The sequence below is a fragment of the Gloeothece verrucosa PCC 7822 genome, from assembly GCF_000147335.1.
Lineage (GTDB): Bacteria > Cyanobacteriota > Cyanobacteriia > Cyanobacteriales > Microcystaceae > Gloeothece > Gloeothece verrucosa.
Window position 1 is genome coordinate 114,177 of sequence record NC_014533.1, and the last position, 17,475, is coordinate 131,651.

Here is a 17,475-nt window from a genome sequence, read left to right on the forward strand (position 1 = left end):
AAGGTGGGCATAAATAAATTAAGTACCTGGACACAATTAAAGTTAACTGTGTGATTAGGGAACACCGGATCTGGGAACAGGGAACAGGTAAGACTTTCAAGGTTTTTACATTTTTTAACATAAAGTGCTTTATTTATGTCCAGGTACTTAACACTTTTATTAAGTCTTAAAAATAGCTCAATTCCTTACCTATTAGCTGCTTGCACCTCGCATAGCCGAACTGTTCGCTCTCTCTGTTTTAGCCTTAATGAAAACCCACCTATTTAATATCTAATTCAACGGCATCCCGACGCAGAAAGCACATAAGTTTTTCCCACAGCATTTAATTCGCCGACATAGACATTAACTTGATAGGGAGTTTGATTAGCTCTCGGAGTAGCTGTTATATGCAAAGGCTTTCCTGCCGCTAAAGAAACTGTATTATCATAAACTTTATCTGCTGTATCATCGCTATATTTTAAATTCACTTTAATCGTATATTTGCCTCCGTCAGAAGGAACGATAGTTGAAATATAACGGTTAAAAGAAACACCGTTGTCTACAGCAAAATCTGTATTCCAGTTAGTTCTAAAAGCAATGGATGCTCCTGGCGGCGTAACGGTTTTTTTAACAGTAGTACCTTGTGTTCCGTCGTCTCCCACTACCGCCAGAGGAGTACAGGTATTAGCGGCTTTTATGCCTAAACTAGAACCTAGTAATGTACCAGATATAGCTAATAGTCCTAAACCCAAGAAAATTATCAGTGAATGCATCATTTTATCCTCTAAAAACTCAACTGTTTGGTTAAAAAACTTTTTTAGTCCCAATTGAAAAGGGTAGATATTACTCTTTTAATATTTTTGTTCTATCCTTTCATCATTTTTTAGATAGAACTATGAATAATAATTTTTAAGACTTTAGATAGATATTTAAAATTTATAGCTTACTAAAAAATATTTCAAAATAAATAAAAATTTTCCTTCTTTGGGAACAGTTTATTATATAAGTTTATTTACTATACTGAGTTATTCTGAAAAATTAGAGTAAACAATTATTTTAATATAAATGGGACTTACGCACTCTCCACGAAATCATTAGGGTTTGAGATTGTCCGCGATCCTTCGCAAGGCTGGCTTGGGACATAAAATCGTTGTTTTTAATTAGAGTGCGTAAGTCCTAATAAAAACTCAGGCAAAGTTAAGTAGAATTTTAAATGATTAATGAATGACTGGACACAAATAACTATTAAACTTTTTACGGCGACCTTGTTAGGAGGGCTTCTTGGATTAAATAGAGAACTTACAGGAAAATATGGCGGCTTTAAAACTAATGCAATAGTAGCTTTAGCCTCTAGTTCTTTTGTGATTTTAACTTCTATTTTTGAGCCATCTGAAGTGCCGCGAGTTATTACCGGAGTGATACAAGGAGTAGGCTTTATTGGTGGCGGCTTGATTTTTAAGGAAAATCGTACAACACGCGGCTTAACAGGTGCAGCCGAAATTTGGTTATCTTCTGCTCTTGGATTAGCTTGTGGTGTGGGATTGTGGCCATTAGCTGTTTTAAGTTTAATCTTCGCCCTAATAGTTTTAATTGGGGGTAAATTCTTATTCAATAAACTAAAAAATCGAGAAAACAGATAACTTTATTTTTGTTTACTTATTCAGATAATTGTTGCAAAATTTGCCTAATATTTTGATAATCTGTGACATTTCCTTGTTGACGGAATAAGTCGGCAGCAATTTGTAAATCAGAGATAGCTTGTTTTTTATTCCCCGTCTGGGCGTAGAGAATCCCTCGGTTAGCGTAGGCGAATGCTAACTGTGGGTTAATTTCAATCGCTTTACTATAATCAGACAGTGCTAATTCATATTCTTCTAATTCTTTGTAGAGAATGCCCCGATTGTAGTAGGTTCTTGCATCATCGGGGTTAATTTCAATCGCTTTATTATAATCAGACAATGCTTTTTTATACTCTTTTAATTCTTTATAAACAACGGCTCGGTTGTTGTAAGCTTGTGCATCCTCGGAATTAAATTCAATGGCTTTGTTATAATCAAAAAGTGCTTTATCGTACTCTTTTAAAGTTTTATAGAGATTGCCTCGATTGTAATAAACTTGAGTATCTTCGGGATTAAGTTGAATAGCTTTATCATAATCTGACAGGGCTAATTCATATTTTTTTAATTGAGAATAGAGAACACCTCGGTTATAATAGGCTTGTTCTAACAAGGGGTTAAGAGCAATTGCTTTATTATAATCAGATAAAGCTAATTTATACTTTTGTAAATCCGAATAAAGCAAACCTCGATTATTGTAAGTCCAAGGATGTTGTTTAATCTTTAAGGCTTCTTTGTAAGCTTCCAGTGCCAGAGCATAGTTTTTAAGCCGCTTCAAAACACCTGCCTGTTCAATATAATAAACAAACTCTCCAGGAGCATATTTAATGGCTTGCTGATAAGCGGTGCTTGCATCCGGATATTGTTCTAACATCAAAAAACAAAAACCTTGTTGTCGCCAAGCTTGATGGAATTTTGGGTCAAATTGAGTAGCTTTTTTAAAGTTAATAATCGCTTCAGGATATTGAAACTGATATAAAAATAATAAGCCTTTTAGATAATAAGCATTAGCACTTTTTGGTTGTTTTTCAATGGCTTTATCACAAGCTTTTATCGCTTCATTATATTGGGAAGATCGCCAAAGAGCATTACAATAATTCAGCCAATCATCAGCATTTGCCTCAGCCAGAGGAGCTTGTAAAGTAAATAATTGATGGCGGATTTGCTCAACTTGATCATTCGTTAACTCAGGCGGGTTTGAGCTTTCTACTGTTAACCAACTTGGCTGTATTTGCGTTTTAGATACTACTCCCATTAAAGTTGTAATAGAAACGCCTAAGCTTTGACCAAGATTTCCTTCTATGCCTGTATTAATTCCTATTACTCTTCCTTCGGAATCTAACACGGCTCCTCCGCTCATTCCTGGATAAGAAATGGCTGTATAAACTAAATCATTTCCCATTTCAGAAGAATATTGATCATTAGTAGTAAAAGAGGCTACATCTTTATGCCAAATTCTGCCGCTACTTAAATAATATTTTCCTTTAACGGTGGGAGGATTAGTATTTCCGGGAAACCCACTCACGAAAATCCATCCTTTTTTAAGTTGCTTTAAATCATTAATTTTTTCTAACCCTAAGTCATAGTTTCCTAATTTGGCGACTGTATAAGTTTTGGGGCTGGTAAATGCTAATACGGCCATATCTATGCCTTCTAAAATTTTAATCGTTTGATTATTAACGGGATATTTTTCGCCATCTGGAGTAAGTATTTGATAAGTTTCTTGGGAGTTTTGTACTACATGAGAGGCAGTTAATATATAATAAGTCTGTCCGTTTCGGGCAATAATTACTCCTGAACCGTTATCGTTATTACTTAGCTCGATTTTAACCGTTATTTGTTGAGCTTTTTGGTTAATATCAGCAAGAAATCCTGTATAATTGGAAACCGATACTGACGTTTCTTGATTACTAGCAATAAAATTATTGAATCTACCATTGATTTGCCAAATTTTTATACCCTGAGTTTGAGAATTTAACACCGGGATGAGTAAGAGCCAAGTAAACATAGGTAACGAAAGCTTAAACATTATTTTTCTATTTAAATGCTAATTATTAGACTATTTTATCTAAAATAAGGCACGATATCTTGCAATTCGTTCAGAATTTTCCGCTCTTATAAAAGATTAAAACTTACGCACTGTAACGAAATAATTAAGGTTTGAGATTGGGCCGCGATCCTTGGCAAGGCTCAGGATGACATTTGTAATTCAACACATTTACCAACATTGTTGGTAATTTTGTTTATTATATCTTATAATTCTTATAGCCTTGAGCATTGATAAGCAAAACTTAACGCTATAAACAAGAACAAAATCTGTCAAAGAGGAGTGTTTCATGAAAAAACGTCAAATTATACTTTTTTTATCGGGTTTGATTTTATCTTTGGCTTTTGCTTTAGGATTTGGGGGCAATGTGCTTAACCCTCCTGCGGTAGCTCAGTCAAATAACTTAACCGTTTCAGCCGCCATTAGTCTTAAGGATGCCCTAGAAGAAATAAAAACGCAGTATCAAAAGAGTCAGCCAAAAGTTAAGCTAACCTATAATTTTGGTTCATCAGGCTCTTTACAACAACAAATTGAACAGGGTGCGCCGGTAGATATTTTTATTTCAGCCGCCGCTAAACAGATGGATGCTCTAGAACAAAAACAATTACTACTATCAGGAACACGCAAAAATTTAGTCAGTAACAGCCTAGTATTAATTACCCCAAAAAACCAACAAATCGTCAAAAAAATCTCCGATTTAAAGGACAATCAAGTGAAAAAAATTGCCCTAGGAGACCCTAGCAGCGTACCAGCCGGACAATATGGAGAACAAGCTCTTAAATTCTATAACGTTTATGATGCTGTTAAATCTAAATTAGTTTATGCCAAAGATGTGCGGCAAGTGCTAACTTATGTGGGGACTGGTAATGTAGATGCTGGCATGGTATATGCAACTGATGCCATGACTTCTCCTCAAGTAAGAGTTGCCGCGACAGCTTCCCCTCAGTCTCATCAGCCGATTAATTATCCTATTGCTGTGCTAAAAGATAGTAAAAATCAAGCCGCCGCAAAAGAATTTGCTCAATATCTTTCTGGGATTCAAGCTCAAAAAGTCTTTAAAAAATACGGATTCACGATTTAATTTAAGTTTGAGGCAGTAGAGCCAAGATACAGCAATTGGAGGAAAAAATTTTGCAGCTAATTCAAATTAAAGGTTTAAATTATGTTCGATTTGTCACCCCTCTGGATTTCTCTAAGAGCGGCAGGAGTAGCTACTATCGTCACTTTTTTTGTGGGCATTGCCGCCGCGCGTTGGATGTTAACTTATCGAGGTAAAGGTAAAGGCATAATTGATGCTATTTTTATTGCTCCTTTAGTTTTGCCGCCGACAGTGGTCGGATTCTTATTACTATTATTATTAGGGCGCAATAGTCCCATCGGACAACTATTAGCCCAAGCTTTCGACTATAACATTATCTTTAGTTGGGAAGCTACCGTTATTACAGCAAGCGTTGTTGCTTTTCCCCTCATGTATCGCACGACTTTAGGCGCTTTTGAACAAATTGACGCTTCAGTTTATTTAGTCGCTCGCACTTTAGGCGCTTCTGAATGGCGGATTTTTTGGCAAGTTATGCTGCCTCTTTCCTATAAAGGTTTAGTTGCCGCTACCATTTTATCCTTTGCTCGTGCTTTAGGAGAATTTGGTGCAACTTTAATGTTAGCTGGTAATATCCCTGGACAAACTCAAACTATGCCGGTGGCTATCTTTTTTGCGGCGGAATCTGGAGATATGACCACTGCCCTAATTTGGGTATTAATATTGATGAGTATTTCCATGTTCGTCATTATTGTAGTCAATTTTTGGTCACAATCTAAGCAAGTAACAGCCCCAGTAAAAGCCGATAAAAAAACTCAAAAACGCCCCAGTAATATTGACTCGAGAATTCTTGAATCTGAGAACCATTTAATTCCTCAAGCTTATGCGGCTGAGAGTCATAATCCTTCACAAGAACTAATGGTCGATATTGAAAAAAACCTAGCCGGTTTTAGTTTAGAAGTAAATTTTAAAGCCACTCAAGAAACATTAGGATTGCTAGGTGCTTCGGGTTCAGGGAAAAGTATGACGTTAAAATGTATTGCCGGTTTAGTCACACCAGACCAGGGGAAAATTGTGCTTAATGGGCGTACTTTATTTGATTCTGAACGCAAAATAAATGTACCTCCCAATGAGCGGCAAATTGGATTTGTATTTCAAAATTATGCCTTATTTCCTCATCTTAATGTTTTTGAAAACATTGCATTTGGCATTAAAGATTTACCCATTATCCAACAACAGCAACGCATCCAAAAATATATTCAGTTATTAGAATTAGAAGGATTAGAAAAACGTTTTCCGAGCCAATTATCAGGAGGACAACAACAAAGAGTCGCTTTAGCGAGAGCTTTAGCCATTGAACCAGAAATTTTAATCTTTGATGAAGCCTTATCCGCTTTAGATACTTATCTTCGGGGTCGCGTTGAACAGTTATTAATTCGAGTTTTATCCGCTTATGACGGAGTGAGTTTATTTGTTACTCATAAACTTGAAGAAGCCTATCGAGTGTGTAAAGATTTATTGGTATTAGACGGAGGTCAAATTATTGAGGCAGGAAGTAAACAGGAAATCTTTGAAAGGCCTCGCACTTTTAAAACAGCACAATTAACTGAATGTAAAAATTTTTCTAGTGCCCAGAGGCTTGACGATCAAACAGTAAAAGCGATAGAGTGGAATTGTATTTTACAAGTAGTGGAATTTATTCCAGATCACCTTAGTTATGTGGGTTATCGCGCCCATCAATTTAATTTTACGCAAGACCCAGAACAAGCTAATACCTTTCCTTGTTGGTTAGTGACTATTAGTGAAACTCAACATCGAATCACCCTATATCTAAAACTTCATGAAGACCCGGGGACTAATAAAACCTATGATTTGTTAGTGGAAGTGTTTAAAGACAAATGGTTTGAGTTAAAAAAACAGCCTTGTCCTTGGTACATTACCTTAAATCCTTGGAAAGTGATTTTATTAGAAAATTGACTGAGGAAAAAATGAAGAGAAAAAATTTTATAGGATTACTCCTGTGTTTGATGTTGACTTTTATAGGAACTGTTAGCTGTAGTCAGTCCTCAGATAATACAACTTCTAATTCCCCATCTGAACCGGTAAAGTTGACCATATCAGCCGCTATCAGTCTTAAAGATGCTCTAACGGAAATAAAAAAAATTTATCAACCAGAAAATTTTAATCCTAAACTAACTTATAATTTTGGGAGTTCAGGAACGTTACAGCAGCAAATTGAACAAGGCGCACCAATTGATGTTTTTATTTCGGCGGCTCCCAAACAAATAAATGCTTTAGAAGCTAAGAAGCTTTTATTAGAAGGAACTCGCCAAAACTTGTTAAAAAATAATGTGGTTTTAGTGGTGGCTAAAAATACTGATGAGGCGAATATTTCCGATTTTAAAGATTTAACAAATAGCAAAATTAAACGTTTGTCTATTGGCGACCCGGGGAGTGTTCCTGCTGGACAATATGGTAAAGAAGTTTTAACTTTTTTCAATATTTATGAGCAAATTAAACCTAAAATCGTTTTTGCTAAAGATGTTCGCCAAGTTTTAGCTTATTTGGGTACAGGTAATCTTGATGCAGGGATTGTTTATGGAACAGATGCCTTAACCTCAGATAAAGTTAGAGTAGTAGCTACAGCCTCAGAAAATACGCATCAACCGATTATTTATCCTATATCTGTGCTGAAAAATAGTAAAAATGTCGAGGCTGCCCAGCAATTTATTCAATTTCTTTCAAGTCCTCCTGCTCAAACAATATTTGAAAAGTATGGCTTTAAGATGGCACAGTAACTAAAGTTTAGTAACCTAACTTTAAAGACGTAGATATTGCTCAAAGAAATTTGTCAATTCCTGCTCTGCATCAACCGCAGCCTCAAAATTGTAAGAAGAACGCTCATCACAGAAAAACCCGTGATCGGCATCGTCATAAACCTTTAAAAAATATTCTTTATCGAGTTCACGAAAGCGAGATTCGATTTGTTCAATTCGTTTCCTTGCAATAAATGGATCTGCACCACCGAAAAATAAATATACGGGAATGGTAATGTTTTTAACGGCCTCGATCCACTCATCAAAAACCATACCGTAAAAGGGAGCAGCTGCTTTAATTTCATTAGAAAATTTACAAGCACTCATAAAAGTCAGTCCCCCGCCTAAACAGAATCCCGTCATTCCAATGCGATCTTCTTTCACATTTGAGCAGGATTTCAAATAAGCTAATGCCGCCCTAATGTCATTTTCCGTAGCCAACAGATCGAGACGATACATCATAGCCATCGCTTGTTCTACTTCGTCATAGGAGAACGTGTTGAGAGGTAACTCTCGGTAATATAAATCAGGGGCAAGAACCACATAACCCCATGCAGCAATTCGGCGGGCCACGTCTTTTATATGGGATGTTAAACCAAAAGCTTCCATTAGGAGAATAATAGCAGGTTCCGGACTCTCTGAAAGTGGCCGACACAAAAAGGCAGGCATTTGTCCGTCGTCGGTAGGAATTATGACATCTATCTGTTCAAGTTTCATCAACATTTAGCCTATCTAATTAACTTTTATTTATTTAACTATTAATTATAGATAAGATTCTGGGTATCCTCCTTTAGGATAAAAATTTAGGCTCTTTCGGCATCGTGGGCGAAAATGTTTATATTGCTACAAAATACACAGTGGTGGGTTACGGAGCGGATCAAAATTTATCCGTTTCTTATAAAAATTATCCCCACACCTAACCCACCCTACAATAAGGAAGCTTTTCTTATCACCAGAAGTACGGGAGAGCCAAAAATTAGACCTCTTGCAGAAATTATCATTTTTGAAAAAAAAGAATAAGTATCAAATATTTTTCCTTCTCCCGACTTCTGCAAAAAGTCTAATGTTTGATGGTGTTATAATTCATCCGTTTCAAGCTCGTTATTTTGCCGCATAGCCTGATTATTCAACCGAGTTAAAGCTGAGGGAGATAATGAGGAATGACTCGCTTTTCCGGGTCGTTGTTCATCATTAATTCCTCCTGCGGCTGGAAGTAACCAGTTAACCCATTTTAAAAGATCACTGGTAAACCCTGGAAAGAGACCATGAAAGCGAGTAGCAATAAATGCAGGAATTGATAAAGTTACTTCAGAAGCACCTCGCCGAATAGCGGCTAAAATTTGTCGCGCGGCGGCATCTGCACTCATGGATATTATAGGGAGAGAATCGCTGAGACTAAACCAGGTATATTCAGCCCGATAATGACCTTTAAAAAAAGCATTTTCGGTACTTCCTGTTCGCATTAATCCAGGGCAAACAGTAGTAACAATAATTCCATCACGTGCTAATTCCGAACGCATTCCCTCAGAGAGTCCAACTAAAGCAAACTTGCTGGCACTATAAGGTAATAAATGAGGAACACTAATTTTTCCGCCTATAGAGGAAATATTAACAATTCGACCGGTTTTTCGTTTTCTCATACTAGGAACAACCGCAAGGGTGGTATAAAGAGGACTCCAAAAATGAACATTCATGGCGGCTTCGTAATCAGATAGGGTCATGGTTTGATATGGGCCGACTTGAATCATACCTGCATTATTAATCAGCACATCAATACTGCCTAAAGAGTTATTAACTGTTTCAATTAACTCCTGGACTTGAGATAAATTGGTGACATCACAGGGAATTGTCAAGACTTTTGCTCCTGTTTCTTCTAACTCAGATTTAGCGGCTTCGAGTTCTGCCGTATTTCTGGCACAGATAGCTAATATAGCACCCTGTTTTATTAGCTGGCGTGCCATGACTAAACCAAGGCCACGAGAGCCGCCAGTAATTAATACGGTCTTATCTTTAAAATTATATTGGCTTTCTTGCCACCAGCGTAAAATAGTAAGCAAAACCCAAAATGTGCCTATAGCGGCTAGAATAAAACCTATAGGATGGTCTTGAATAGTGTTCATAAAAAGCCCCCACCATTGTAACTTCACGGCCATACTAAAGACAGAAAGACTGTTAATACATCTATCTTTTGAAAAAAAATTTGTTAAACTTTTGCAGGAATAATATTGTAAGCCAAAGCCGCAATAAATGTCCCAGCCCACTCAATACTTATGTCCGACTACTTAATTTTTCAATTTTCAATTTTTAGAGAAAAAATCTTATTTAAAAAAAAATTAGTCGTTCACCTCTTGCTTATTGTTAATTTTTTTGCGGTAATGCTCCGAAGGTTTTTAGTATTTGGGAAAATTGAGTATTTCGTTCCATTAAAGCCATATGTCCGCCAGGTTTTAAAACAACCAACTCGGCATTAGGGATATCGATACTAATGCGACGATTAGCGCTCTTAAGCGTAGAAATATCCGATTCACCAGCAATAACTAAGACGGGAAGTTCGATAGTTGACAGGGTTTCGGTTTCATCAAAATTGAACATTGCTAATACTCCTCTTGCGAGTACCCCAGGAGATGCCAGTAATCCCAAGCGCGTTGAAAAATCAAGTTGTCCTCGAGTTTCATGTCCTGTAAATCCAGATAATTCCGTAGTTAAATACATCATACCGTTGAGGTAGCTTAAAAGACTCATCAGCCAAAACAGAGGTGATAGGGCAATAACTGTATACAATAATGGCTCAATTAACGGTTTTTGCAACCGCTTGATAATTCGATTAAAAATAGTCGTTTTCAGTGGATTTGTGTAGGTCGTATCCACTAAAATTATGCCTGCGACTTGTCGTCTCTGATATTCGGGAAACAAGCGGCAAAAGGTTAGCAGAATCATCCCACCCATACTATGACCTAGTAAAATAGCCGGACGATTTCCGGCTAAAGCTAACACAGCTTCAAGATCACGAGCGTATTTTTCGAGTGAGTAATCACGATTTTTAGGATGACTCGATTTACCTAGACCCGGTAAATCCCAAAGGATCAAACGGTAGTGATGGGCAAGTTGTTTTTTGAGATAGTACCAGACTGTACTATTTGGCCCCCAACCATGAGTCAAAATTAAAGGAGGGGCATCAGGTGAACCATAGAATTCAATATGAATTTCACTGCCATCAGGACGTAAAATTTGTTCAGTTACACTACTGCGGTACATTCTCGGTTCATCAACTCCCCTCCGCCGTAAGAAAAGAGTAATCGGCAAAAATCCTAAAAATGACCAAATTATAATAGTCCAACCTAAAATCAACCAGAAACGGTTAATTAATTCTCCTTCGTACCACTCGTGAAGTATATAAATACTACCACCCAGTAGAACAAACGAGAGCAATCCTGTAAGCGTTCGCAACAAAAAATCAAGGGGCATAAACATTTTGCCTCTTCCCTTCCTAAATAATAAAATTTATAGGAGTTACGGACTTCTGATTAAAAACAACGATATTATGATCTTAGGAAACAAACCCTAAAACTCTTCCCCCACACCCTACACCCTACAACGGCACTCAACATAGCGAGGAAACCTCGCCATCCGTGCCTCCCCTACACCCCGCCACAAAGAACAAATTAAATGCGTGACAGCTTATTGTAGAGACGTTGTCGGCAACGCCTCTAAGAAATCGATACTTTTAATTCAAAGCTAAAAGTTTTCCCATTGATTGAGGAATAATAACGCTGTCAATGACATGAATAACTCCATTATCTGCTTTAACATCTGTGTTAATAACTTTAGCCTCATTGATGTGAATACTATCATCTGAGACTTGGATTTTTACTGATGAACCTTCTGAAGTTTCCAGAGATTGATTTTGAGGGATATCTGCTGCCAGGATTATTTGATCAGGAATGATATGATATCTCAAAATGGCGATTAAATCAGGAATATTTTCTAGCAAGGTTTCTACTGTTCCTGATGGTAACTTAGAAAAGGCTTCATCGGTTGGAGCAAAAACAGTAAAGGGGCCTTCGGTTTTTAATGCTTGTGCCATACTAGCCGCATTAATGGCATCGACTAAAGTGGTAAAACAACCGGCATTGATAGCAGTATCTAACAAATCAGGCATAAATACTTTCCTCTTTTTTGGTTAAGTTTTTGAAATTTTAAGATTTATTGACTAGCTGGAGTCGCATCAACAAGGTCCGGGCCTTTTTGATGTGGGGGAAGTTGAATAGATTGTTCAACTGTAGGCCGTTGGTGATAATCTAAATGACCTAATTGAACAACATTACCAGTTTCTAAAGAACGGTGAAGGGCATTAATAATACGAACGTCATTTAATCCTTCTATTCCCGAGGGTTCTGGGTCTTTATTTTGCAAAATACAGTCAGAAAAATAAAGCAATTCAGCCGCTAGTTGATCTCGTGATTCAAAAGAACGTTCTTGCTTTTTGTCTTCAATAGTTAAATAATGCTTAATTTCTCCCTTCCAAGGATAAGCAGGATCTACTCGTAAATCTCCGATTGTACCAACAAGATGATAACTAGAAACACTAGCGGCTCCAAAACTACAGGTAAATGTCGCCAGTCGTTCCTCTGGAAAGCGTAAAATAGCACTGGTCATCTCTGAAACTTCGCTAAAGCGCTCATCATTTTTTTTAGTAGCACTGGTTACAAATACTTCTATCGGTTCAGAGCGAAATAAATAACGCGCTGCGTTAATACAGTAGATACCGATATCATAAAGTGTGCCTCCTCCTTTGGCTTTTTGTAATCGGATATTACCCGGTGTTACTTGTTGGGTAAATACCGAGTTGAAAATACGCACTTCGCCAATTTCTCCTGACTGTGCTGTTTTAATGGCTTGTAAATTCCCTTCTTCAAAATGTAAACGATAAGCAATCATTAGCTTAACATTATTATTTTTACAAGCCTCGATCATTTGTTGACATTCATCTTCATTTAATGCCATCGGTTTTTCACATAAGATGTGAATTCCTTGATTAGCCGCTCTGACTGTATATTCACAGTGTAAATGGTTGGGCAAAGCAATATAAACGGCATCAATTTCACCGCTACTTAAACATTTTTCATATTCGTCATAAGAATAAGTAAGCTTAACCCCATAATGTTGGGCAAGTTCGTCTTTTTTAGCAGGATCATCAGAAACAAAAGCAACAACTTCAGAATTTTCTGCATGAACAAAAGACGGTAAAGTGGCGGCTTGAGCAAACCACCCTACCCCCACAATAGCATAACGGATTTTTCGTTTGTTATTTGCATTAGAATCAGAAATATTAGATAAGGGCATTATTTTAACTCCATGAATGAATTTTTACAATGGTTTTTAACCCGAAATTTTAGTAAGCTCTAGATTCTAAATATTAAAAATTAGCCATTTTAAAATTTATCCTATAAAAAAATTACAATGGCATAATAAATAATTATCATGCGACTTTTTACAGCAACAGCAAAAACTTGGAAAAAAAGACAATAAATTATTTATGTCTAAGCTTTATTTATTATTATAAGATACACAAAAAAGCTCAAATCTATCTAAAGAAAGATTAAAATTTTAGCTGAGTTTATTGTTGTTGATTGTTTTAAGAAAAATGTTAATGATGATGGCTCCATATAATAATGTTTTTATTACTCAAATTTCTATCTTAAGAAAGATGTTTTTTTATATAACCAATATTTAACCTATCAAACTGGCTATTTTTTAGACTGTAAGACTTTACTTATTTACATTGAAAGCCGCCGCCACCTCTACCAGCCGCATTAGCGGCATTAGCATGATGGCATTCAACTGTACCTGTTTGTTTAGCATGAGCGAGAGAAACGGCAACATTAATCACACCAATATGAGAAAAAGCTTGAGGAAAATTGCCGAGGTGTGCCCCTGTTTCGGCATCGATTTCTTCAGCAAATAATCCTAAAGGAGTGCTTTTAGCTAGTAGGGTTTCAAACCATTGCTGTGCTTCTTCTAAACGTCCTGCTAAAATGAGGGCATTAATTAACCAAAAAGTACATAAAACAAAAGTGGACTCTTGTCCTTTTATTCCTTCTGGTGCATTAAGATAACGATAACATAAACCATTTTTTACGAGATATTTAAGGGTTTGATTAATCGTAGATTCCATTCGAGGATCACGCCCATCGATAAAGCCAAAAACTGGTAACAATAAATTCGCGGCATCGAGGTTTTCCTCTTCATAAGATTGTTTAAAAGCTTTTAATTTGTCGCTCCATCCTTTTTCTAATACTTCGGCTCGAATGTTATCTCTTTCTTGACACCATCGCTCAATATCTCCTTTTAAATGCAAGGTTTGAGCAATATCAATGCCGCTATCCAGTGCCAACCATGACATTACTTTACCATAAACAAAATGTCTCACCCCTCCGCGAACTTCCCAAATGCCGCTATCGGGTTCACGCCAATGATCAGCAACCCAGTCTAACATAGAATAAACTTCATCCCAAATGGGCGACGGATCATATTTTCCGGCTTTCCAAGCAAAATGAAGGGCACTCATTACCTCGCCATAAACATCCATTTGAATCTGTTCTACCGCTTGATTGCCAATGCGTACTGGGCGAGAGTTACGATATCCTTGTAAATAATCTAAAGTTTGCTCAATAATTTGACCTTCAGCAGTAATAGGGTAAAGAATTTTGATCCCGGTTTTTTCCACTTTAGCAGTGCGAACTATCCAGTTAAAAAACGGCTGTTGATAGTCAAAATATCCAGCTAAAAGTAGTGCATAAAGAGTAAAAGAAGCATCCCTAATCCAAGTAAAACGATAGTCCCAATTTCTCTCTCCTCCTATAGTCTCAGGTAATGAAGTGGTCGGTGCTGCTACAATGGCTCCTGAAGGTTCATAAGTCATTAATTTTAACGTAAGAGTGCTGCGAATTACTTGATCTCGATAAGGACCTTGATAAGTACATTGATTAGCCCAATTTTGCCAAAATGTAATAGTTGAACTTAAAGCGGTTGCCGGCTCCAGTGATGGTAAATCTGAATCGTTTTCTGTCATTAAAGTAAAAGCTAGTTGTTCTCCAGCATTGAGGATGAAAGAACAAATTAAGCTATTATTTTGCTCGTCTATTTGCAACTCTTTCGGTGCTGTTAAGATAAATTTACCAAATTTTACTTCAGTTCCCAAATGGGTAAAATTAGGAATTGTTTGTCCATAATTTGGACGAGGAGTACAAATACTAATTATCTCAACTGCGCCCTCTATCCCTTCAACAATTCTAATTAATCGCCCGGGTGCGGCTAAATCTTGCTCTATTTCTGGATTAGTGATATCCATGAAATCCATTAAAGAAAAACATCCAGTGGAACAAGTAAACCTTGTCTTTAATACGTTAGTGTGATCAAAATATTTATGTTCACTTTCAAAAGGTTCTATCGGTTGAATACTCCAAAATCCCCCCTTTTCTAAATCTAAAATTCTGGCAAAAATTGAAGGCGAGTCAAAGCGAGGTAAACAAAGCCAATCTATAGATCCCTGGCTATTAATTAATGCAGCCGTATGGCAATTTCCAATAATTCCGTAATCTTCAATGGGAGAAAAAAATAATTTTGATTTTTGGTTGGTGTTGTTTATTAGTTTAATATCCATTTTCCTAAGAAATTAAACGGGCATTTTAAAATGCTAAATACCTGAAAAAAAAGTTAAGTGTATGACAATAGAACATTGCTATATTAAAAATTAAAATATTTAAATTATACATAGCCAAAAATTACACTAATTACATTTATATATAACCTTTTTTAGATTTTTTATCTAGCTTTCGTTTGAATCTGTCAAAATCTTATCATATTCATTTTTTCTTCTAACTATTCCTATTTATATATTTATTTGGGCTAAAAATTAAACTGTCCCTTCTGTAAATTAGGACATCTATCCAAATATAGATATTTTAAAAAATGAGAAAAAACTTATATTTAATTGGCAAGTTTGTGCTTGATACATATAATAAAATAATTTACATCGATTAAAAATTATTAATGTTATTGATGCCAACTTCAACCCGATAACTATAACTTAAAGTAGATGAGCCGGGTTGCATATATTTTTAAAATTAACCTGTTGATATTTCTCTGGCTTCTTTAACTGATTAGTGTAAAACGAAGTTAAGCAAAAAAATATGAGTTATTCTCCCTATTTACTTAAAAATCAAAAAGCCTTAGTGACAGGTGCTAGTTCAGGCATTGGTGAAGCAGTAGCCCGTCATTTAGCGAGAGCCGGTGCTTCAGTAGTAATCAACTATCATTCGGATGCTGAAAGCGCCCGTAAAATTGTTGCTGATATCTGTAATGAAGGCGGACAAGCCATCGCTATAGGTGCAAATGTAGCTTCTGAAGATGAAGTGCAAGCTATGTTCCAAGAAATGTATTTACAGTTTGGCGGCATTGATATTTTAGTTAATAATGCAGGAATTCAAAAAGATGCGGCTTTTATTGATATGAGTCTTCATGATTGGAATTTGGTCATAGGAGTTAACTTGACGGGACAATTTTTGTGCGCTCGCGAAGCCGCCAAAGAATTTTTAAAACGAGGAGTCAAGCCGGATATATCAAGTGCAGCCGGTAAAATTATTTGTATTAGTTCTGTTCATGAGGTTATTCCTTGGGCCGGTCATGTGAATTATGCTTCTAGTAAAGGGGGAATTGAGATGATGATGAAAAGTATCGCTCAAGAACTTGCTCCCCATAAAATACGAGTTAATAGTATTGCTCCAGGCGCTATTAAAACACCCATTAATAAAAATGCTTGGGATACTCCACAAGCTGAAGCTCAATTATTAAAATTAATTCCTCAAGGAAGAGTAGGAGAACCGGACGATATCGGTAGGGCGGCTGTATGGTTAGCTAGTGATGATTCTGACTATGTTAATGGTGCTACTCTTGATGTAGATGGTGGCATGACCTTATATCCAGGTTTTGCTGATGGAGGTTAAATCAATGAGTGTTCTTGAGGGGGATAATATAGAAGTCAAAAAAATTGCTGCCATTACCTTAACGGTATCTAATGCCGATTATATAAAGGATTTTTATGAGCAAGCCTTGGGATTTAAATGTATTGACGATATCTTTATTGAAGGGCAAAAATACAGCCTTATTGAATGTATTTCTAAAGCTAAAATTAGGGTTTTAACTTTACAACTAGGAGAGGAAAAAATTAAATTAATGCACTATCTTAATGACCAAGATTTGCCGATTCCAAAAGATTCTCGAAGTAACGATATTTGGTTTCAACATCTGGCGATTGTGGTTAAAGATATAGACCTTGCTTATACTCATTTAAAATCGTTTTCAGTTGAGCATATTTCTATTGAACCTCAAACGATTCCCCAAAGCAATGAAGCTTCGGGAGGAGTACGCGCCTTTAAATTTAAAGACCCTGATGGTCACAATTTAGAATTAATTTGGTTTCCTGCTGATAAGGGTAAGAAGAAATGGCATGAGCATCATGAACAGTTATTTTTAGGAATAGATCACAGTGCTATTGCGGTTTCTAATACGGAACAAAGTCTTGAATTTTACCAAAATTTACTAGGTTTAAAAACTCAAGAAAGTAGCTTAAATACAGGAAAAACTCAAGCTCGACTTGACGGTTTATTTGATGCCCAAGTACGAGTTACCAGTTTGGGGACAATTGAAAAAGGTATAGGAATTGAATTACTTGATTATATTGTTCCATCTGATGGTCGTCCTCGCCCGGAAAATTGGACAAGTACCGCTCTCGGTTATCTGCAATTAGAATTGGTGGTTAATAATCTTAAAACCACTGTAGAGCAATTAGAAAAAAAAGGAGTAAAGTTCATTTCTCCTCATCTTATACAGTTAAAAAAACAATCAAATTCTTATGAACAAGCTTGTTTGATCCAAGACCCTGACGGACACGCTTTATTACTTTTAGAGGAAAAAAAATAA

The 17,475-nt window shown here is 36.4% G+C and carries 14 protein-coding genes; 6 read left to right on the plus strand and 8 right to left on the minus strand.

All coding sequences use genetic code 11. The features are described 5' to 3' along the window. Window positions 1–275 precede the first annotated feature (275 nt). Window positions 276–755, minus strand: a complete 480-nt coding sequence (locus CYAN7822_RS27740; protein ID WP_013334288.1) for a hypothetical protein — start codon at window positions 753–755, stop codon at window positions 276–278. A gap of 444 nt (window positions 756–1,199) precedes the next feature. On the opposite strand from CYAN7822_RS27740, the gene CYAN7822_RS27745 reads away from it, so the two are divergent. After that, complete coding sequence (locus CYAN7822_RS27745; RefSeq protein WP_013334289.1) at window positions 1,200–1,619, plus strand: MgtC/SapB family protein; 420 nt, start codon at window positions 1,200–1,202, stop codon at window positions 1,617–1,619. Window positions 1,620–1,635: 16 nt separating this feature from the next. Here CYAN7822_RS27745 and CYAN7822_RS27750 read toward each other — a convergent pair whose 3' ends face one another. Next, window positions 1,636–3,624: a serine protease gene (locus tag CYAN7822_RS27750; RefSeq protein WP_157871970.1), complete on the minus strand. Its 1,989-nt coding sequence runs from the start codon at window positions 3,622–3,624 to the stop codon at window positions 1,636–1,638. A 307-nt stretch (window positions 3,625–3,931) separates the two neighbouring features. On the opposite strand from CYAN7822_RS27750, the gene modA (CYAN7822_RS27755) reads away from it, so the two are divergent. The 3 genes from modA (CYAN7822_RS27755) to modA (CYAN7822_RS27765) all read left to right on the plus strand — a co-directional run bounded on the left by modA (CYAN7822_RS27755) (window position 3,932) and on the right by modA (CYAN7822_RS27765) (window position 7,476). Continuing rightward, window positions 3,932–4,723, plus strand: coding sequence for a molybdate ABC transporter substrate-binding protein (gene modA, locus CYAN7822_RS27755; RefSeq protein WP_013334291.1), 792 nt, complete (start codon window positions 3,932–3,934; stop codon window positions 4,721–4,723). An 81-nt stretch (window positions 4,724–4,804) separates the two neighbouring features. Beyond that, entirely contained in the window at window positions 4,805–6,655 is a 1,851-nt protein-coding gene (gene modB, locus CYAN7822_RS27760) for a molybdate ABC transporter permease subunit (protein WP_013334292.1), read from the plus strand. Between the two features lie 11 nt (window positions 6,656–6,666). Further along, window positions 6,667–7,476 carry a molybdate ABC transporter substrate-binding protein gene (gene modA / locus CYAN7822_RS27765; protein ID WP_013334293.1) on the plus strand — a complete coding sequence of 270 codons (810 nt, stop codon included), beginning with the start codon at window positions 6,667–6,669 and terminating at the stop codon, window positions 7,474–7,476. Window positions 7,477–7,497: 21 nt separating this feature from the next. Here the strand turns inward: modA (CYAN7822_RS27765) and CYAN7822_RS27770 are convergent, their stop codons facing one another. From CYAN7822_RS27770 to CYAN7822_RS27800, 6 genes are all read right to left on the minus strand, one after another. After that, a complete protein-coding gene (locus CYAN7822_RS27770; RefSeq protein WP_013334294.1) occupies window positions 7,498–8,211 on the minus strand; it encodes a dienelactone hydrolase family protein in 714 nt (237 codons plus the stop codon). 359 nt (window positions 8,212–8,570) lie between these two features. Next, complete coding sequence (locus CYAN7822_RS27780; RefSeq protein ID WP_041934132.1) at window positions 8,571–9,614, minus strand: SDR family NAD(P)-dependent oxidoreductase; 1,044 nt, start codon at window positions 9,612–9,614, stop codon at window positions 8,571–8,573. Window positions 9,615–9,852: 238 nt separating this feature from the next. Then, entirely contained in the window at window positions 9,853–10,959 is a 1,107-nt protein-coding gene (locus tag CYAN7822_RS27785) for an alpha/beta fold hydrolase (RefSeq protein WP_013334296.1), read from the minus strand. A gap of 259 nt (window positions 10,960–11,218) precedes the next feature. Beyond that, the gene (locus CYAN7822_RS27790; protein ID WP_013334297.1) at window positions 11,219–11,653 is read right to left on the minus strand and encodes a fasciclin domain-containing protein; all 435 of its coding nucleotides are present in this window, start codon (window positions 11,651–11,653) and stop codon (window positions 11,219–11,221) included. A 44-nt stretch (window positions 11,654–11,697) separates the two neighbouring features. Further along, window positions 11,698–12,837 (minus strand): Gfo/Idh/MocA family protein, encoded by a 1,140-nt coding sequence (locus CYAN7822_RS27795; protein WP_013334298.1) that lies wholly within the window; start codon window positions 12,835–12,837, stop codon window positions 11,698–11,700. Window positions 12,838–13,267: 430 nt separating this feature from the next. Continuing rightward, a complete protein-coding gene (locus CYAN7822_RS27800; RefSeq protein ID WP_013334299.1) occupies window positions 13,268–15,157 on the minus strand; it encodes a glycoside hydrolase family 15 protein in 1,890 nt (629 codons plus the stop codon). A 529-nt stretch (window positions 15,158–15,686) separates the two neighbouring features. On the opposite strand from CYAN7822_RS27800, the gene CYAN7822_RS27805 reads away from it, so the two are divergent. Together CYAN7822_RS27805 and CYAN7822_RS27810 are read left to right on the plus strand one after the other, a co-directional pair. Beyond that, complete coding sequence (locus CYAN7822_RS27805; protein WP_013334300.1) at window positions 15,687–16,499, plus strand: SDR family oxidoreductase; 813 nt, start codon at window positions 15,687–15,689, stop codon at window positions 16,497–16,499. Between the two features lie 4 nt (window positions 16,500–16,503). Then, window positions 16,504–17,475, plus strand: coding sequence for a VOC family protein (locus tag CYAN7822_RS27810; protein ID WP_013334301.1), 972 nt, complete (start codon window positions 16,504–16,506; stop codon window positions 17,473–17,475).